At 42.1% G+C, this 19,837-nt stretch carries 17 protein-coding genes; 7 read left to right on the plus strand and 10 right to left on the minus strand.

What is annotated here, in order from left to right:
* Positions 1–26: 26 nt before the first annotated feature.
* The 3 genes from NSTC731_RS13970 (at position 27) to mutS (ending at position 4,326) form a co-directional block, all read left to right on the plus strand.
* Complete coding sequence (locus NSTC731_RS13970; RefSeq protein WP_445631329.1) at positions 27–386, plus strand: hypothetical protein; 360 nt, start codon at positions 27–29, stop codon at positions 384–386.
* Positions 387–802: 416 nt separating this feature from the next.
* A complete protein-coding gene (locus NSTC731_RS13975; RefSeq protein WP_445631330.1) occupies positions 803–1,267 on the plus strand; it encodes a tellurite resistance TerB family protein in 465 nt (154 codons plus the stop codon).
* Positions 1,268–1,644: 377 nt separating this feature from the next.
* Positions 1,645–4,326: a DNA mismatch repair protein MutS gene (mutS, locus tag NSTC731_RS13980; RefSeq protein WP_445632090.1), complete on the plus strand. Its 2,682-nt coding sequence runs from the start codon at positions 1,645–1,647 to the stop codon at positions 4,324–4,326.
* Between the two features lie 414 nt (positions 4,327–4,740).
* Here the strand turns inward: mutS and NSTC731_RS13985 are convergent, their stop codons facing one another.
* From NSTC731_RS13985 to rpmI, 6 genes are all read right to left on the minus strand, one after another.
* Positions 4,741–5,310: a peptidylprolyl isomerase gene (locus tag NSTC731_RS13985; protein WP_445631331.1), complete on the minus strand. Its 570-nt coding sequence runs from the start codon at positions 5,308–5,310 to the stop codon at positions 4,741–4,743.
* Positions 5,311–5,429: 119 nt separating this feature from the next.
* Entirely contained in the window at positions 5,430–7,412 is a 1,983-nt protein-coding gene (locus tag NSTC731_RS13990; RefSeq protein WP_445631332.1) for a primary-amine oxidase, read from the minus strand.
* A gap of 305 nt (positions 7,413–7,717) precedes the next feature.
* A complete protein-coding gene (locus NSTC731_RS13995) occupies positions 7,718–8,242 on the minus strand; it encodes a tetratricopeptide repeat protein (RefSeq protein ID WP_445631333.1) in 525 nt (174 codons plus the stop codon).
* A gap of 174 nt (positions 8,243–8,416) precedes the next feature.
* Complete coding sequence (locus NSTC731_RS14000) at positions 8,417–9,232, minus strand: transporter substrate-binding domain-containing protein (protein ID WP_445631334.1); 816 nt, start codon at positions 9,230–9,232, stop codon at positions 8,417–8,419.
* 12 nt (positions 9,233–9,244) lie between these two features.
* Positions 9,245–9,601 (minus strand): 50S ribosomal protein L20, encoded by a 357-nt coding sequence (gene rplT / locus NSTC731_RS14005; RefSeq protein ID WP_445631335.1) that lies wholly within the window; start codon positions 9,599–9,601, stop codon positions 9,245–9,247.
* Between the two features lie 19 nt (positions 9,602–9,620).
* A complete protein-coding gene (gene rpmI, locus NSTC731_RS14010; RefSeq protein ID WP_445631336.1) occupies positions 9,621–9,818 on the minus strand; it encodes a 50S ribosomal protein L35 in 198 nt (65 codons plus the stop codon).
* Between the two features lie 65 nt (positions 9,819–9,883).
* Between rpmI and NSTC731_RS14015 the strand changes: the two genes are divergently transcribed.
* Complete coding sequence (locus NSTC731_RS14015; protein WP_445631337.1) at positions 9,884–10,048, plus strand: hypothetical protein; 165 nt, start codon at positions 9,884–9,886, stop codon at positions 10,046–10,048.
* Here the strand turns inward: NSTC731_RS14015 and NSTC731_RS14020 are convergent, their stop codons facing one another.
* Together NSTC731_RS14020 and NSTC731_RS14025 are read right to left on the minus strand one after the other, a co-directional pair.
* Positions 10,049–10,774, minus strand: a complete 726-nt coding sequence (locus NSTC731_RS14020; RefSeq protein WP_445631338.1) for a hypothetical protein — start codon at positions 10,772–10,774, stop codon at positions 10,049–10,051.
* Positions 10,775–11,065: 291 nt separating this feature from the next.
* Complete coding sequence (locus NSTC731_RS14025; RefSeq protein WP_445631339.1) at positions 11,066–13,522, minus strand: ATP-dependent helicase; 2,457 nt, start codon at positions 13,520–13,522, stop codon at positions 11,066–11,068.
* Between the two features lie 116 nt (positions 13,523–13,638).
* Between NSTC731_RS14025 and NSTC731_RS14030 the strand changes: the two genes are divergently transcribed.
* Positions 13,639–14,805, plus strand: coding sequence for an FAD-dependent monooxygenase (locus tag NSTC731_RS14030; RefSeq protein ID WP_445631340.1), 1,167 nt, complete (start codon positions 13,639–13,641; stop codon positions 14,803–14,805).
* Between the two features lie 347 nt (positions 14,806–15,152).
* Here NSTC731_RS14030 and aqpZ read toward each other — a convergent pair whose 3' ends face one another.
* Together aqpZ and NSTC731_RS14040 are read right to left on the minus strand one after the other, a co-directional pair.
* Complete coding sequence (gene aqpZ, locus NSTC731_RS14035) at positions 15,153–15,926, minus strand: aquaporin Z (RefSeq protein WP_445631341.1); 774 nt, start codon at positions 15,924–15,926, stop codon at positions 15,153–15,155.
* A gap of 617 nt (positions 15,927–16,543) precedes the next feature.
* Positions 16,544–17,632 (minus strand): RuBisCO accumulation factor 1, encoded by a 1,089-nt coding sequence (locus tag NSTC731_RS14040; RefSeq protein ID WP_445631342.1) that lies wholly within the window; start codon positions 17,630–17,632, stop codon positions 16,544–16,546.
* A 305-nt stretch (positions 17,633–17,937) separates the two neighbouring features.
* Between NSTC731_RS14040 and NSTC731_RS14045 the strand changes: the two genes are divergently transcribed.
* Positions 17,938–18,882, plus strand: a complete 945-nt coding sequence (locus NSTC731_RS14045) for a response regulator (protein WP_445631343.1) — start codon at positions 17,938–17,940, stop codon at positions 18,880–18,882.
* A gap of 82 nt (positions 18,883–18,964) precedes the next feature.
* Positions 18,965–19,669: a bifunctional demethylmenaquinone methyltransferase/2-methoxy-6-polyprenyl-1,4-benzoquinol methylase UbiE gene (ubiE, locus tag NSTC731_RS14050; protein WP_445631344.1), complete on the plus strand. Its 705-nt coding sequence runs from the start codon at positions 18,965–18,967 to the stop codon at positions 19,667–19,669.
* The last annotated feature ends 168 nt before the right edge of the window (positions 19,670–19,837 follow it).

Here is a 19,837-nt window from a genome sequence, read left to right on the forward strand (position 1 = left end):
AAAAGTTCAACGAAATAATTACGAGTTTGTCTGTATTTTTACTCATTTTTCATATCTATTTGTTGTTTGAGAATAAGTGCAATCAGCAATTGCGATCGCTAAATCAACAATTGCGATCGCTAAATCAACAATTGCGATCGCTAAATCAACAATTGCGATCGCCAAATCAACAATTGCGAACTCCAAATCAGCAATTGCGAACTCCAAATCAGCAATTGCAAACTCCAAATCAGCAATTGCGAACCCCAAATCAACAATTGCGAACCCCAAATCAACAATTGCGAACTCCAAATCAGCAATTGCGAACTCCAAATCAGCAATTGCGAACTCCAAATCAGCAATTGCGAACTCCAAATCAACAATTGCGAACTCCAAATCAACATTAGAAAGGGGAAAAAAGAAATTTAATCGTATACACAAGTCGAATTACCCCCCTTAATCCCCCCTTCGACAAGCTCAGGGCATCGCTTATAAAGGGGGGAAAAAAGAAATCTATCTAGTTCCCTCCCCTTTATAAGGGGAGGGTTAGGGTGGGGTAAAACTTTTATAAGGGGAGGGTTAGGGTAGGGTAAAACCCTGGTTTGTAGGCTACGCAGCGTACACAAGTACTAAAAATCTCATCGCTTAAGGAAACTTAACCGTTTTTATACGCAGATGAATATACTCTCTGCGTATTTTTTACGAAAAAAAGATTCATCCCAATGTATATTTCTGCATTCTTTTGGGAATCATAAATCGAGGAAGCATGATAAATCACAAAATATGACTTCCTGAAATATCACGTAACTTTTAGAGGATAATTATGTCTAAACGCAAGTTGCCCAAAGGTCGTAGTGTTAGTTCAGTTGCTCTAGAACCAGAAGTGGCGATCGCAATTCTTGGGTTATTTTCCGCTGCGGCTGATGGTGAAGGTATTTCTTCCACAGAAGAATATGCTTTGAGTGAATTTCTCGGTCGGGTTGACTTATTTGAAGATTACTCTGAAGAAGACTTTGAAGAATTGACCGAAAAAGTCGTCAGCTTGATTGAAGAAGAAGAACCAGAAGATTTAATCGCTCAGTCTATCGAATCCTTACCCAATAGAGGTTATCGGGAAGCTGCATACATTACAGCTATCTTAGTAGTAGGGATTGACGAAGAAGTACCTGAAAGCGAACAAGATTATATCTCTGAACTTCAAGAAGCCTTAAATATTTCAGACGAACGCGCACAAGAACTTATAGACGCAGTGTTTGGAGAAGAAGACGAAGAAGAGGAAGAAGAGTAATATTTTTTGACTTGCAACCCCATACCATTTTGGATTTTAGATTTTAGACTTCGGCTGCGCTCAGTCGAACGATTTTGGATTGTGAAATCTCCATTAAATAAGTGTTTCAGTTTTCCATCTGTCGCAATCATTTTTCAAATTGGTATCAGTCATCTACCATCTTTAATTTGGGGTTGCTAATTTAGAATATGAAATAATTTTGTTTGAGTTAAGTTGTTCAGATTCCCGGCTTCATGAAGAAGTTGGGAATTTTGCATTGTATCAAAATTAACATTTTTCAGATAAAGGTAAAATATCCTTGAGCGATCGCCATTCAACTTTCACATCACGTTATCATCGGATCTTGTGGAATTTCTGTGCATAACTCGATAGCATCTATGACCGCCTCTCACTCCGAAACTCCATCTACCAAGCCCGATGCAAGTACTTTTATTTCTGACCATCTACAGGTGGATCGCAGTAAGCTAAGTCAAATGTACTTGCATTATGTCGAGACGAAGGATAAATATCCTCACGCGGTATTGCTGTATCGGGTAGGAGATTTCTTTGAATGCTATTTCCAAGATGCTGTCAAACTAGCGCAAGAGTTGGAATTAGTTCTCACTAGTAAGCAAGCTGGGGAACAGGGACGGGTGGCGATGTCTGGTGTTCCGCATCACGCTTGGGAACGCTACGCGACGATGCTAGTAGAAAAAGGCTATGCAGTCGTAATTTGCGACCAAGTGGAAGATGCTTCTGAAGCTGCTGGGAGATTAGTGCGGCGAGAAGTAACGCGCATCCTTACCCCCGGTACTTTGCTAGAAGAAGGAATGCTCAAATCCAGTCGCAATAATTACTTAGCAGCAGTAGTAATTGCCGCAAATCATTGGGGTTTAGCTTATGCAGACATCTCTACAGGAGAATTTCTCACGACTCAAGGTAGCGATTTAGAACATTTGACTCAAGAATTAATGCGCTTACAACCTTCAGAGGTGTTAGTTCCGACAAATGCGCCCGATTTGGGTAGTTTGCTGCGTCCGGGAGAAACTTCGCCACATCTTCCTGAGTGTTTGCCACCATCATTTTGCTATAGTTTGCGATCGCAACTTCCCTTTTCTCAAGGAGAAGCTAAACCGAGATTATTGCAGAAATTTAAAGTGCGATCGCTCGAAGGACTCGGTTGCGATCGTCTTCCCCTCGCCGTTCGTGCGGCTGGCGGTCTTCTGGAATACCTGGAAGATACTCAAAAAGAAAACCCTGTCACTCTTCAAAGACTCCGCAGCTACACTCTCACCGACTATCTAATAGTTGACAATCAAACCCGCCGTAACCTAGAAATTACCCAAACCGTCCGGGATGGAACTTTTCACGGTTCCCTACTTTGGGCGTTAGATAAAACTAGTACAGCAATGGGTGGGCGTGCTCTGCGGCGTTGGTTGTTGCAACCGCTACTTGATATTAAAGGCATTCGGGCACGTCTTGATACCATCCAAGAATTGATGGAAAATACGCCCCTGCGTCAAGATTTGCGGCATTTGTTAAAGCAAATTTACGATCTAGAACGCCTCACAGGAAGGGCGGGTTCTGGTACAGCGAATGCTAGAGATTTAGTAGCTTTGGCAGATTCTCTCTCACGTTTACCGGAATTATCCAACTTAGTAATTGAGACGCGTTCTCCCTTCCTGAAAGCTTTGCAAAAAGTCCCAAGTGTGTTGGAAGAATTAGCACAAAAGTTACACGCGCATCTTGTAGAGTCACCACCCATACTAATTAAAGAAGGCGGATTAATTCGCCCTAGTGTAAATCCCTTGTTGGATGAAAGAAAAGCAACTGTAGAAGCAGACCAGCAATGGATTGCCAACTTGGAAGTTGATGAAAGAGCTAAGACAGGAATTTCCACACTCAAAGTAGGATTTAACAAAACCTTTGGTTATTACATCAGCATTTCTCGCACCAAAGCAGACCTTGTACCCGCTAACTATATTCGCAAGCAAACTCTGACCAATGAGGAACGTTATATCACCCCAGATTTAAAAGAACGAGAAGCCCGGATTTTGACGGCGCGAGAAGATTTAAATCAGTTGGAATATGAGATTTTTACAGCGTTGCGGGAAGAGGTAGCACAAGAGGCAGAAGTAATTCGCAATCTGTCTCGTGCAGTAGCGGCGGCGGATGTGTTGTGTGGTTTGGCTGAGTTAGCGGTACATCAAGGTTATTGTCGTCCCGAAATATTGCCAGGAAGAGAGATAAACATTGTTGATGGTCGTCATCCAGTGGTGGAACAGTCTTTACCAGCGGGGTTCTTTGTACCGAATTCAACGCAATTGGGTCAAGAGTCATTAGCAGATGACCAAGAACAAATAACAAATACTTCTCTACGAGAGGCTGCGCCAACGACTACGCTCAGTACAAGTGACAAAGGACAAATGACAAATGACAAAGGACAAATGACAAATGACAATCCCGATTTAATTATTCTTACCGGGCCAAACGCCAGTGGTAAAAGTTGTTATTTGCGTCAGGTAGGATTGATTCAGTTAATGGCGCAAATTGGTAGTTTTGTACCCGCGAGGTTTGCCAGATTGGGAATATGCGATCGCATTTTTACTCGTGTCGGTGCAGTAGATGATTTAGCGACTGGTCAATCTACCTTCATGGTGGAGATGAATGAAACTGCAAATATTCTCAATCATGCCACATCTAGGTCGCTGGTATTATTAGATGAAATTGGTCGCGGCACAGCAACATTTGATGGTCTTTCCATCGCTTGGGCGGTGGCAGAATATATAGCAGTGGATATTCGATCGCGGACAATTTTTGCCACCCATTACCACGAGTTAAATGAACTGGCTAGCATTATCCCGAATGTGGCTAACTATCAAGTGACAGTGAAAGAATTACCCGACCAAATTATCTTTTTGCACCAAGTCCAACCCGGAGGTGCTGATAAGTCTTATGGAATTGAAGCGGGAAGATTAGCAGGTTTACCAGCCGTAGTTATTCAACGCGCAAAACAAGTGATGGGGCAAATTGAAAAACACAGTAAGATTGCAGTAGGACTGCAAAATCTCGATGGATAAACAAGTTCGTAGTAAGGACTTTAGTCCTTATTTTCTAAGAGAATGTTTTAAAAGTAGTTAGCTGTGATTTTAACCGAATTATTACCCCCCTTAATCCCCCCTTGTAAAGGTGGGAAACAAGAAAATCCGGTTCCCTCCCCTTTATAAGGCTGCGGTGTACACACAAGTCTAATTACCCCCCTTAATCCCCCCGATGCATTGGGGGGAAATAAGAAATCTGGTTCCCTCCCCAATGCATCGGGGAGGGTTAGGGTGGGGTAAAACCGATATTTATCAACGACTTCAGACTTGTGTGTACACCGTAGCCTTTATAAGGGGAGGGTTAGGGTGGGGTAAAAAATATTTTATACATCAATCATGACTTTTCAAACATCCTCTAAGCACTAAAGTGCTTACTACAAACCAAGGTGTTAATTACTGCCGAAAAATTTCTACTTTTTCTAACACCACTTCTTTATTCGGACGATCTCTAGTTGTAGGTACATTAGCAATCTTGCTAACTACATCTAGACCTTCGACAACTTCACCAAAAACACTGTGATTGTTGTCAAGGTGAGGCGTTGGTGCTTCTGTAATGAACCATTGCGAACCATTAGTACCGCGTCCGGCATTAGCCATCGATAGGATACCTGCACGAGTGTGTCTCAATTCAGGATGAAACTCATCTTCAAATTGATATCCCGGGCCACCAGTACCCCAGCGGTTGGCTGTATCTAGATAACGACTCAGAGGATCGCCACACTGAATCATAAAATTAGGGATGACCCGATGAAAGCGAACTCCATCGTAAGCTGGAGTTCCCTTACCTGATTGACCTGTTTTCGGGTCTTTCCAGTCGATTGTTCCAGTTGCTAGACCGACAAAATTTTTAACGGTGTTGGGAGTTCGTTCTTCTTCCAAACGAACTACAATTTCACCCAAGGAAGTAATTAAACGAGCGTGTAGCTTGCCATCACCGGGAATATTAATTTCTGGAAAATTCATTAGATATCCTATTTTAACCAGTGCCAATGTTTGAACTATATAAGTTTATCAGCATTCAAGTTACCGCCTTTAGACATAACAAAAAACCTGAAGGCAGGAAACTTGAGCCAACAAATATTTTACTCAGGCAAATTTATCGCTGGATTACGGCTAAAGAATCCTCTAGGGACTAACTTAAAGCCAACTCGGTGAACAGGCATCACAGGCCAATCTTCCGATCGCGGAATATGAGTTACGCCCATTGTGTACCACAGTACGATATCTTCACCCAGCAAAGACTCATTGTCTGCAATATATTTCGGTAAACCCTGTCCGGGTTTCGTCTGGTTGGGATAATCGCCCCCAGCATAGAGTTCAGTCGGTTTATATTTTGTTACCCACACGTGATGAGTTGCAAATTCTGCCCGTTGACGGATTTTTGAGCCTTCCACAGGAAAAAATATAGAATTTCCTTCAGGCATCAGCATATATCCAGGTGCAGCACCGAGAGCATTCTTTTTGTCTGCACTAACAATCATCCATTCTCGACTGCTTTTCATATCCAAATCGCGCACAGCAGCCGTTTCTTTGGCTAGTGGGGTTTCTGCAAGTGCGATCGCATTTCCTAAAGGATTTTTCTCATCCATCGGCAAAGCTTTCACATTCATTTCCATCACAGAGTTAGCCTGACCATCGACATCGAAATCTAGGCGATAATTGAAAAAGTGCTGATGATTGACTCCAAAGATATTCTGAGCAATTAATCGACCATAGGAATCATCATCAGATTGCTTTTGGGCAGCCGTTCCCTGCGCTAATACAATACCCGTTAATTCATTTTGGACTTCCAAAGTCCCATCTTGGTGAAAGATCCAATTGATGCTGTAATCATAGTTGTCAATGGCTACCGTCATCTTCATCACTAATTCTCGACTGCGACGGACATCATTACGCTGAGTATTATATTCATAGTGTTTCCACAGCATTCCGTTGTCGCGTTCGTAGATACCGATAACCCCTGGTATTTGATAAGGTTCTCCTTGCTCATTAGCAAATACAGCATTTAGTAACAAGCCATTTTCAGGAATTTCTTTACCTAATTCCATCGTATTTGCTAGTAAACCTAAGTTATATTCTCCAACATCAAAGGCATTTCTAAACGACCAAGTAGGCTTAGGATCGCCATAAGGTACTACCATTTCTGAAAGGCTAGCACGGTATAAAACTGGTCGAATGTTTTCCCCGTCTTTGTGTGTCACTTGGTAGAGCATTAATCCATTGCGAGGATGTATTGAATAGCGAAACTTCCAACCTTGCCAGCTAATTTCATTGTCTTCAAGCTGGAAACTTCTACCATTCGGTTGGAGTATTTTTAATGCTTTCAGTGGTGAAAGTAATTTACCCAAGGATTTGAGATCGTAATCCCAGTTTTCTTGAGAGAAAGGTACATTTCCTCTATCAACAAAACTGGCAATTTTACCCGAATTCAAATTAACTGTTGCTAAAACTCCTTCAATCGGACTACCGTAATAGTTCCAGCCTTTGCCTTTGTAGTAAGATAAGCCCCGACAAAGACGATTACCTGTTGCTTCTTCGTGTTCGCTGAGAATTCCTGGTGCCCACCAACTGATTTTAACTCGATCGAAATCGCTAATTCCCCGCCTTTGCATCGCTTTTTGCCATCGGGGATCGGCTTTAACTACCTGAGTTGCTAGTTCATATTCTGAATTAGCGATCGCAGGTTGAACAGACGGTATTTCTTTCCAAGAACTTAAGGTTTTGCTTTTGAGATCAACAATTCCTTCAAAGGTTTTGTTTTTTGAACGTTCATAGATTACCAAAAAAACTTTTCGCCCAATTACTTTACCAGGTGTAAAATTTATAACTTCTTGTTTATCTGGTTCTTGTAAAGCAATAAGTGGAAAAGCTGCCATTTCGCTCAAAGTTTTTTCTCTTTGGATGACCGAAACAGCTGTGCTAATTTCTACCTCAGTTAGCGAAGTGAGAGGATGGGAAATCGAAGGCGGTTGAGCCATCAATGTTTCCATTAATCCGATTGAGATAAAAATGACAACAAGGATAACAATAGCTAGCCATAAAAAACGCTTTAGCCGCTTAATCATCTTTTACATTTTTACAAAAGACTTATAGTTATCTATTTCCAAACCTAAGATTGAAAACCGATAAATTAAGAGGCTAAAGCGAAATTAATTATAAAATAACCCCACCCCGTAAGCGGCTACGGTGTATACACAAGTCGAATTACCCCTCTTAATCCCCCCTTATAAAAGGGGGAAACAAGAAATCTAGTTCCCTCCCCTTTATAAGGGGAGGGTTAGGGTGGGGTAAAACCGTGATTTTTGAGCTATTTCAAACTTATGTATACACAGTAAGCTTGCGGGGTGGGGGTTCGGGGATTATGCTTATCTTACGCAGAAACCAAACGGCGTAAAGATTCAGCACGACGTTTAGCAATAGAGTTATTTGGAGCAAATTTGAGTGCTTCTTCGTAAGCTTGTAACGCCTGAGTATTTAATTTTTTCTTCTCGTAGGCATGACCGAGATTATTCAATCCTGTCACGTAGTCTGGTTTAGACTTGAGAGCTTCTTTGTATTGACGAATTGCTAAGTCATATTGCTCTTGGGTAAAATAAACATAGCCCAGTCCGTTGTAGATAGGGGCGATATTTTCTTCTCCCTCATCTTCAGCAGCTTTGAGAGCTTTTTGAAATAGCGCGATCGCTGGAGAATACATTTTTTTTTCTGAATAAATACTGGCTAACTCATAATATTCTTGAGTCGTACCCTTTTCTTTCTCTAACTTCTTTCGCAATCTGGCAAAAGAGCCTTCAACCTTGCGAGTTTTGAAAATCTGGCGAAAAACACCCACGGCTGCAATTGTGAGTATCACCACCAAAATTGAGAGATAAACAACGGCTAGACTGTTATCCATTACTGCAAATAGAAATATTATAAAGTTTGTTATTTGTTATTTGTCCTTTGTCATTTGTCATTTGTCCTTTGTTCTTCGTTAATGACTATTGTCCTTTGATCATTTGTTCTTTGTTCTTTGTTCCTTGTTATTCGTTAATGACTAATGACCAATGACCAATGACTAATGACCAATTTACGGTAAACCCCAATATTGAGAGCGTTGCTGGAGCCAACCTTTTTCTAAATAACGAGCGATCGCTTGATTCACATTTCGTCTTAATTCATCGTACTGCAATCCCTTGGGCATTACTACACATAAGGGTTCAGTTGATAACTTAGTTGGCAGTAACCGATATTGAGGATATTGTTGCACCCAACCGCTTAGAACACTAGCATCTGCGGCGAAGGCGGCGGCGGCATTATTTTCTATTTGCTCTCGCGCTTCTATATATGAATTCACTCCTACTAACTCGGCATTTGGCACATAGTACCGCACTTGAGCAATAGTGCTGGAGTTATTGAGTACGGCAATCTTTTGTTTTGATAGATCGCTCAACTGCTGAATTGAAGTATTTTTTGTAACTAGTCTAGTGCCATCCAAATAGTAGGGAACACTGAAACTAACTATGCGGCTGCGAGATTCGGTTGCTGTGACTCTAGCGATCGCAAAATCAACTTTCTTGTCTAAGACTACAGACAGGCGATCGCGATTCGCTACAGGTTGAAATTTTACAGCTTCGGTTTTACCAACCAAGTCAACTGCCAAACGCTTGGCCAAGTCAATTTCTAAGCCTTGCAAATTCCCGTTGTCATCTTTAAATCCCAAGGGACGCAAGTTATCTTTCACGGCAACATTTAAATAGCCCCGCTGCTGAATTTCTGACATTTCGGCAGCAGATGCAGTTAATCCCGTTCCCACTAGAGAAAAGCAAAAAATCCAAAAGATAGTGATGGATAATACCAGATGTAACCGAGTAATTGTTTGCCGTCTGTTACATCTGTTATACATCCCTCACCACCTTTATCCTTTAGCTTGAAGTGCCAATTGTGCAACTTTGCCGAAACTAGCTGGATCGAGGACTGCCAATTGTGCCAACATCTTGCGATTTAGTTGGATATCAGCTTTTTTCAAGTTACCGATCAACTGGCTGTAACTCAAGCCGTGTTGCCTGGAAGCAGCGTTGATGCGGGTAATCCAGAGGCGGCGAAAATCGCGCTTTTTCTTTTTGCGATCGCGGTAGGCACTCCGTAGCGCCTTCATCACTTGTTGGTTGGCAGTTCTAAACAAAGTTGAATGGGAACCGCGAAAACCTTTAGCTAGTTTGAGAATTTTATTGCGGCGTTTGCGAGCTACATTACCGCGTTTTACCCGAGTCATAATTTATTTCCTAAAATACTTACAAATATGGGAGCATCAAGCGCACGTTAAGTTCGTCGCGTTCGTGTACAAGCGCACTCTTACGCATATCACGTTTTTTGTCAGAAGATTTGTGTTCTAAAAGGTGGCTTTTGAAAGCTTTGCGACGGACGATTTTGCCGCTACCGGTGGCACGGAATCGTTTTGCCGCGGCTTTACGAGTCTTTAGTTTAGGCATGGTCTAGCTTTGATTCGACACGATCCATTATTATATACTATTAAAATTGCTATAACTGCAATTAAATGAAGGATTTAAGCAACGGCGATCGTTACGAAGTTCTAAAACGCGACTTTACGGCAAGTTTTCGGAGCGATCGCGAAGCTGATACAAATGGTAAAAATGACTATATCCGTGCTTTGATGGTCAAAGCACGGAATCAGGATATGGGGAAAAACCAAAGCCATTGATTATTTACTTTTTTCAGTAGCGTTGGCTTTGGGATCTAAAATTATTTGCGAAGTGGATTTATTCACATGGTAAATCCAAGATTGCTCTTTAACCTTGACAATCACTTCCCAACCTTCCACGGGGTCGTACTGTTGAGTGCAGACTTCGCCAAAGTTGAATTGGCAGAGATTTCCAAAGGTTTTTGGTGTAGTTTGAGTAATTTTTACATCAGTAATTTCCACCCCAGAACGGCTTGAGGCATCGGTCAAAATTGCATCTGCGATCGCTTTTGGCAATGTTTGTGAAGTACTCACTTTCGGATCTAATATTCTTTGCTTTCCAGATTTATCTACATGGTAAGTCCACGAATCTTGGCGGACTTTGACAACTACTTCCCAGCCTTCAATGGGGTTGTATTCCCTAGTACAAACTTCTCCAAATTTAAACTCACAGGGATTACCAAAGGTTTTCGATGTGACTTGGGTAATCTCTAATTCCCGCTTACGTAGACCGGAACGGAAGGATGCATCTCCTAAAATTTTATTAGCGATCGTTTTTGGTAACTCGTTTGCTTGGGATTGGGATATTTGAGTGCCGTCTGGGTAAGGAATAGCCCCAGCAGAATTGTTTTCAATGACTCCGAATCCACAAGATAGCAAGCTTGTCAACACTAGCGTCAAGAAAATTCCTCTGGGTGACTGGAAGGTACTTTTAATTACGGCAGATGCTCGGACGATGGATTTCATATATTATGTATTGATTGTTAAAAATTTAACAGATAATATTGCAATTGCAATCATAGTTTGTTTGACGTTGCACTCTTAATTCAGTTTCCTTATAAGAGGTTGTTTGAAAAGTGGTTGGCTATCTATCCCGCCTCGGAATAAATTCCGAGTCTCGTAACGAAAGGCTTCTTTTAGAGGACTAAAGAAGAAATTTAGTTCAGTCCACTTGAGTGGACTTTAGCTATCAGCCCGGAACTTTAGTTCTGGGCGGGATATTTGCTCAGTGTGCGACTTTCACGTGAACAGATATACTTATTTGCTCATTGCCGCTAAATTCACCACACATTCAGGAAATTGACGTTTTAATGCTGGAAACACCGGACAAGGTGCTTGTTCTTGTAAATTGTCTGGTTTACTCCAAGTAAAAGGGGCTTTCTGCGCCGCAGACATCCACAACAAAAGCTTGGCCCGTGTCATGGCCACATAGAGTAAACGATACTCTTCAGATGTTTTCAAATTTTTTGCCACCTCCCATGCTTGACTAACATCCGGTATGATGGATTCTTCGTGGAGAGTAGCGCGAATTTGGGCGCGAGCTACTTCTGATAAGGTAAAGTCGCCTAAAAATTGGCTTTGGGGAGGAACCCAAAATCTGCCAGGAATCAAGTTTTCGTGGAGAAAGGGAAGAAACACATAGTCCCAATCTAGCCCTTTAGCTTTATGCATAGTGATAATTGTCAGTTGACCGCGACGGGTATAACGTTCTTCCGAATCCTCGGTTTCCACTGGTTCAAACCGTTCGGAACTAACAATTTCACTTAAAGCTGACAGCATTCTTCCCATCGAACTATTGCCAGCTATCTGCTGGTTTACCCGTTCTGCGAGTTTATCAGCAGTTGCCAATTCTGCTTGGTCATAATTTAAAGTCAAGGCGAGAAAGGAAATTAGCTGGTAAAGAGGCAATTCCAAACGAGCGCGGAGCAAGCTGCGACACAAGCGGGCAGCTTTTTGTACTGTTTCTGGCTGGGGTGCTGCTAGGGGGCCAGGATACAAAAACTCTTCTGGCAAACTAGCAAGGGCGTTGAGGTCTTGGGTAGGAATTAATTGGCGCTGTACTAATGCTTCTAGGGCTGCTTTGAGGTAATCGGGGGAGTGGGGGCGATCGCAAAATTGCAATAATGCCAAAATCTCTTGAGGAACATGGGAACGGCGATCGCGTTCTCCCACATCGTAAAGTGTAATTTTATGCTCTTTGCACAGAGGTGTCAAAGCTTCTGCTAACCATCGTCCTTGACGATTTTCTCGGACTAAAATCGCGGCACTATTTTTTGTTGGATCTTCACCAAATAACTCAATTACTCTTTGAGATAACAATTCAACGGTGTGATGAATATCACGCGGGGTATAAAGTTCTAATCCTCGTCCTACGGGTGCGGGGTTGGCGTTAGCTTGCGGATCGCCAACTTCCACAGGGCGAATTGTCTGCAAGCGAAATGGTACTTGTCGGTTGTCAGGAATCTGTTGTTTGTTGTTAGTTTTGGTTGTTGCTAACCACTGATTATTGATCCATTTGAGGGCAAAGTTAGCGGCTTCAATGATAATTCTAGTACTGCGACCAGCTCGATCCATCGTTGCCAATCGTTCGATGCGATCGCACTCTTCGCAAAATTGCCGGAAATAAATCGGATCGGCTGGAGTAAAGGTAGAGTTAATCGCCTGGTTAGGGTCGCCAACTCGGACTAAATTTAGTGGGGAGTGCCAAGAGACGCGATTCATTACGTCTGTATTGAGTGAGGAGTTAGGAGTTAGGAGTGGAGAATTTTCTTGCTGATATTCTTGATTACTTGCCAAAATTTCTAATAGCTGCGTCTGAAGAGGGCTAGAATCTTGGGCTTCGTCTTCAAAGACGGCGAATATTTGGTTTTGCTCGATGCGGCGGGCGCTGTCGTTTTCTAAAACGCGCAGTGCGGCTAAAATCATATCGTCGTAATCGATAAAATCACGCGATCGCATCAAGTTTTGATATTGCTCGTACAATCCCGCCGCTACACTCAAAATTGCATATTCGTCTGTGGTTTGCTTACTCCACTCCCGCAACAATTCTGGCGATATCCCAGAACTTTTTGCTTCATGAATTACCGTATTAGCCAATTCTGGTAATACTTCTGTTCGCAATACCGATTGACGACGCAACCTTTCTGTCTCTTCTCCATCAAATTGATGACCTTCCAATAACCGCAAATATACATCTGGATTATTTACAATCCATTGTTCTACAGCAGTTCTGATCAAGCGGTGACTTTGGGTCGGTGTAATTAATATGACATTTTCTAACTCTAAACCTGACAAATCAGAATGGCGGTTGGCAATGTTCAACGCTAGACCGTGTAGGGTATAGACAAAAAATCCTGTTTGAGGTAGAGATAAATCATCTCGTAAAAATTTACGAATCTTCGCTTTAATATTGGCAGCAGCGGAGCGAGTAAAAGTAACGACTACCAACTGACGGCGGGAGGATGAACGCTCATATTGACGAGCGATCGCGATCGCCGCCGCCGCCGCCATTCCAGTAGATTTGCCTGCACCAGGAACGGCTGAAATCGCCAAAGGGCCAGATTGCCAATCAGCCATTTGCTGCTGTCCAGGGCGGAGACTGTTGCGGATGCGTGCTATGGCTTCTGCCCGTAGGGATGACACAGGCAAAAGCCCAGACAATTCTGGGTGGAGTGATTCTGGAGGTAAAGCAGCAGTAAAATTAGTGTCTGACATTATAAAATTTTATATTTTAAATTTAAGATTTAATCCAAAACCGCAGATATCAAAAATCATTGTTGTTTATCTGTAGTGACAAATATTTAATTGCAAACCAATTAGCTAATAGCTATATGAAGATACTAACAACAAAGAAAATTATTTTGATTGGCGGCGGCATCGGTGGCACTGCAACTGCGCTTGCTCTTTACCGGGCTGGATTTGAACCCATTGTTTACGAGCGCACGGCAACATTACGCGAAGTTGGGGCAGGAGTCGCGCTTTGGGCAAACGCTACCCATGTCCTAAAGGAGTTAGGCGTGTTGGACGATGTGTTACGCCAGAGCAATCCAATTACCAATTATCAGTTCTTCTCCCAGATGGGCAAAGAATTAATGAACCTCTGCATCAATCATTTTGAAGTGCCAGCCTTAGCCATCCATCGTGCTGATTTGCTCTCGCTGCTCTGGCGGAAACTGTCGAGTGAGCATTTTGTTTTGGGTCAGACATTTGAGCGTTTCGAGCTAGTTGGAAACAAAGTTCGTGCCTATTTTACTGCTGGTTTAGCAGATGAAGGCGATGTGTTGATTGGAGCTGATGGACTCAGATCAAAGGTGCGATCGCAACTGTTTGGTCAAGTAAAACCGATTTATCGTGGGATGACATCGTACCGAGGGCTGACGAATTACATACCTAACACTTATAAACCTGGATACATTTGTGAATTTCTGGGTTCCGGCAAAGCCTTCGGATTTGTGACGATTGGTAAAGGGCGAATGTATTGGTATGTAGCATCCAAAGCCGCAGAAGGACAATCCGACGCACCTGTTGGTCCCAAGCAAGAACTTCAGGAAATGTTTCAAGATTGGCCTACCCCCATTCCTGAACTCATTGCTGCAACTGATGAAACCAGTATTTTGAAGACTGATCTCTATGACCGTGTACCGATTCCCAAATGGAGCTTTTCAAACATCACGTTACTTGGTGATGCCGCACACCCAACTCTACCAACGATGGGACAAGGGGCGTGCATGGCAATTGAAGATGCGCTGGTCGTTACTCAGTGTTTGCTAGAACATTCAGATCCCGCAGCAGCTTTGCGCCAATACGAATCGCGGCGGCTGGTTCGCACCAAAAAGATTGTTGAACAATCTTTACTAATAGGAAAAGTTGCTCAATTAGAGAATCCTGTTGTTGTGGCAGTAAGAAATACATTAATGAAGTTGTTGTCACAACAGTTTGACAATGACTATAGAGCTATTCATGCTTACAGAGTTAGCTTGAAACTCGATAAATACTGATTTTATATTGGTTCTTAAAGTTGGTTATGAGCAAGAATAATTGGCTAGCGATCGCGCCTGACTACGGTCATTCTTCCGGTTCAGGCGACACACAAAACTAATTAGTGTCTTTGTAAGTGGGAAAACACAAGAATATCCTGGCATTAAAAAGCAATTTCTGGGCGAGCAATTGAACATTCTTTTAATCCCCTGACTGAACAAATAACGCTTGGCTAATTTGTTCAGTCAGGGGATTGTTAAGAAGTCTAAAAATGAAATCTCAAGCGATGCCTACGGCAGGCTGTGGTTTTGATCGGCTGCTGTAAAACCAGAAATATCGCGCCAGATGGTACAGTTGAAAATGACTTTTAGACTAGCTCTTTGACGTTTTGCCGTTCACCTACGGTTGATTCACTAAAGATGGCTACATACAACCATCCTGCTAAAATAGCCCCCAAGATCGGAGCTATCCAAAACAGCCAGACTTGCGAAAAAAGTTCTACACCTGCAAATAGAGCAACTCCCGTACTACGGGCAGGATTAACCGAGGTATTGGTTACAGGAATGCTAATTAGGTGAATTAAGGTGAGTCCAAAACCAATTGCTAGGGGTGCAAATCCCTTAGGAGCGCGGCTATCAGTCACACCCAGAATAATCAGTAGAAACATGAAAGTCATCACAACTTCAGTAATCAAACAAGCAAATAGTGTGTAACTACCTGGAGAATGAGTACCGTAACCGTTGGTAGCTAGTGGGTTGGAACCAGTCAGGGTAAATCCAGCTTTGCCGCTAGCAATTAGGTAGATAATGCCCGCACCAACAACTGCACCGATTACTTGAGAGGCGATATAAGGTAGTAAGTCAGATCCCGGAAAGCGCTTACCTGCCCACAATCCAAAGGAAACAGCTGGATTGAAATGACCACCAGAAATATGACCAAGAGCATAAACCCCTGTGAGGACAGTAAGCCCGAATGCCAAAGATACACCTACTAATCCAATCCCCAACGGAAAAGAAGTATTCTCGCTGATTTTTGCAGCATCTGCTGTGTAGGCTGCGGCTAGAACAGCACTACCACAGCCACCTAAAACAAGCCAAAATGTGCCGATAAATTCTGCCAAACAACGTTTTGTGAGAGACATTTTTGGAAAATTCCTTGTTTCGCTACAAATGAGTAATAGTTACGTTACACAATCTTTAAGTCATTGCTGTCAACAGAAAATCTATTGCCTTTATTTTGTGATGAAACTAAGCTGTCAACAGAAAATCTATTGCTTTTATTTTGTGATGAAACTAAATTGAAAAAAATCGGAATTTTTTTCTCAATAGTTAATTATCGTGATAAAATATGAAAATACAGTAAAATTTCAAATAACCAAAAAAATACTTAATTTTTTAATAATTTTCATTTTATATAGCGGTATGCAGTTGAGTGAAAAGAAAAACAAAAATTTTCCTGAAATGATTTTACAGTAAGGGCTTTGGTATTCTTATCAAATCGATAACCGCTATAATATAGTTGTTGCAATCCGGTTGGTCTTAGCTTCAAAAACCGTAAACTGCTTAGCTTGCTTATCTAGTAATGGTATCAAGACAAACCCAACAAATGGCCAAAAATGTTGGGTTTAGTTCTTCAACCAACCTCCGATTTTCATTAACTCAAGCGTGTTGAGATTTTTGCTTTAGTTGGTTTCATGTCCAACACTCCCACACCTTCAGGCGTAGGAGTGTTACGCAGTTAGCTCGTCAAAAATTGAATTTATTCGTCAATCTGCCATGAATCCTTAGTTAATTCTTCATCCAGAATTCTCTTAGGACGCACAATGATCGTAATTTGTCCTAGTAGAGGAATTTCTGGCTCAGTTTCAAACCATTGAAAATCTAATTCACCACCATTTTCAACGACAAAATAGCTGGAGGCATCCCATTCTCGTTGGGCACGATCTATGACAACTAAGACTGGCTCTGTTTGGCTTTGGGTTTGGATGGGGAAGCGATCGCTATTTGCTAAAATCACTACTGGATCTTCTGCCGCCAATAGTACTTGCCAACCAGGTAAAGGTACCCAAGCTTGCTCTCCAGAAAACTTGACCATCCGAAAAGGTTCAATTTCTGTCACTATGGGCACAGCTTGCAAGTCTTGGCGTGATAATGGCAACTCTCCTACTACAGGCAAAATTCGGGGTAACTGTTCTTCAAATTCCAGGCGGTAAAACGGTAAAATTGGCGCTGGACGCTGAGGAACAGTAGTAAAATCAGTCAGTAGTTGTTCGATTTTTTGCCTTGCACCTGGCGTATGAGCAAAACGCAAACCTTTGGCAATTAGGCGCGATCGCTGTTGTAAATCTGCATTTTGGCGTGCTAGTTTCCAAACTTGGTGAGCAACCGCATCTCCAGGATGAGCAGAAAACCCTTCTGGCAAAGTGCGAAAATAGGAAAACTCTTTAATTGCTTTTGCTATATCCCGTGCCTCATCAGCATCAACATTGTGGGCAAATATCAGTTCGGCAGCGGCGGCGCGTTCTTCTTGAGTAAGTAAACGTAGCTCGTATAAAACATCGCTGCCACGTGTAGTATAGTGCGATCGCGTTTCTTGCGATACTCCAAACTTTTCCAAAGAATTGTAAACTTGAGAACCAACAACCACTTGGTTTTGTTGAATCGGCTCAAATCCAGTCGCCTCAAAAATTTCTTGGGGGTTGTAACCGATTTTTAGCAACGAGGCGATCGCGGCTCCCCATTCCACCCAGTTGCCTTGTTTTTGCCTCAGTCTTCGCAGTAACTCTTGTGCTACATCATTGTTAGCATTATCTTCGGGATTCTGAGTGTTGGGTGGTAGATCAGTCATAATCGGAGTGCAAGCTTCAACTTGAGAGGTTAATTAACACCTCATGAGCAAGTATTATTCTAATCTATACCCAGACTTACACCTCATCCACAATCAAAACTGTCATAGTTTTGCTGATTTAGTTAGTTTTTCTAGTGGAACATTTTTTCAGATATTTGGGCAGATAAATTTCCTCTGTAGCGCTCACTATTAGCGTTCTCAAATATGCAAAATAACTCCGTATAAACCCTTGGCGATTTTTGGCTATTCTCAACTAAACTTGGTATGGAATATAACAAGAGAGTGAATATTTAAAGGAAAATCTTATGGATAAACCCAATCTCGAAATTGATAAAGTCCAATCTCAAGTTATGACTCTCGAACGACCAAAAAAGCTGAAAATACTGGTAGTTGACGATGAGCCAGATAATCTCGATTTACTTTATCGCACATTTCGACGTGACTTTAATGTTCTAAAAGCTGATAGTGGGGTGAACGCTCTACAAGTTTTGGCGGCAGAAGGGGAGGTAGCGGTGATTATCTCCGATCAACGGATGCCAGAAATGAAAGGGACTGAATTTCTCAGCAAAACTGTACCTCAGTTTCCCGATACAGTAAGAATAATTCTCACTGGATTTACTGATATAGAAGACTTGGTAGAAGCAATTAATGCCGGACAAGTCTACAAATATATTACCAAGCCTTGGGACCCAGGGGAACTGAAGGCAGTAGTGCAAAGAGCAGCCGAAACCTACGACTTGCTTAAGCAACGTACAGAAGAATTACGCCGCGCTCATGCTCAAATGGCGTTACTGAGTGTTTTGGTACAGGTAACTCAAGCCGCTTCTAGCTTAGAAGAAACTCTCGCTCCCATTGCTAGGGCTGTGAGTGAAACTTTTGGGGCAGACGGCTGTATTTTACAACTTACAGATGGAAAAACTCTGGTTGCAACTCAAGGAACTTATAGCTATACAGGTACAATAGAAAATTGGCTATCTCTTGACCCACTAACCAAGGAAGCGATCGCTACAGGACAAATGCAAGTTTCCTTAAATGTACTTAAAGACACTAAATTAGTTGATGCAATTCACTACCAAAATACGGGCGTGCAAGCACACTTAGTCATCCCAATTAGCTACCGCAATCAACTTTTAGGTGTATTGTCGCTACAGTGGAAACAACCTTGCACTTTGCGAGAAGATGAATTGGTGCTAATTAATTTATCAGCGCAACTGGTAGCGATCGCTCTGACTAGTAGTCACGCCCATTAAGGTATTGTGTAGTTGTCATTAGTCATTTGTCCTTTATCTTTGGCAAATGACGAATGACTAACGATCAATGACTTATTGACCAATGACTAACGAAATTCAGTCCATTTTTAACCGTATTGCTCCAGTTTATGACCAGTTGAACGATTGGTTGAGTCTGGGACAGCATCGAATCTGGAAGGAAATGGCAGTAAAATGGAGTGCAGTTAAACCAGGAGATACTGCATTAGATTTGTGTTGCGGTAGTGGTGATTTAGCTTTACGTTTAGCACGGCGTATCGGAGCAACAGGACAGGTGTATGGAGTGGATTTTTCCCAAAACCTGCTAGAAAAAGCTAAAGAACGCTCGTATTGGCAGTACCCGCAACCTGCTATCACCTGGGTAGAAGCTGATGTCCTGAATTTACCCTTTGACGACAACCAATTTGATGCTGCAACAATGGGCTATGGTTTAAGAAATGTTAAAGATATTCCCCGCAGTCTCCAAGAGTTATACCGTGTTTTGAAACCGGGAGCTAAAGCCGCAATTTTAGACTTTCATCGACCGAGTAATCCTCAGCTACGCGCCTTTCAACAGTGGTATTTGGACAATTTTGTGGTACCAGTTGCCAATTATTTAGGCTTAAAAGAAGAATATGCTTACATCAGTCCCAGCTTAGATCGCTTTCCCATCGGTAAAGAGCAAATAGAGTTAGCTCATCAAGTTGGTTTTGCAGTTGCCACACACTACCCCATTGCGAACGGTATGATGGGAGTGCTAGTGCTTAGTAAGTTAGGAGTTATTAGTTAAAAGTTATGAATTATCAGTAGTGATAAATTCTCATTTAAAATTTATCATTTCTAACTCCTAACTCTTCTAAAGACAAGGGTTAATCGCGTCTCTACTGTTAACTCCTAACTCCTAACTCTTAACTCCTAACTTTTAACTCCTGACTCTTGTACAGACAAGGGTTAATCG

This window comes from Nostoc sp. DSM 114167, from assembly GCF_052692655.1.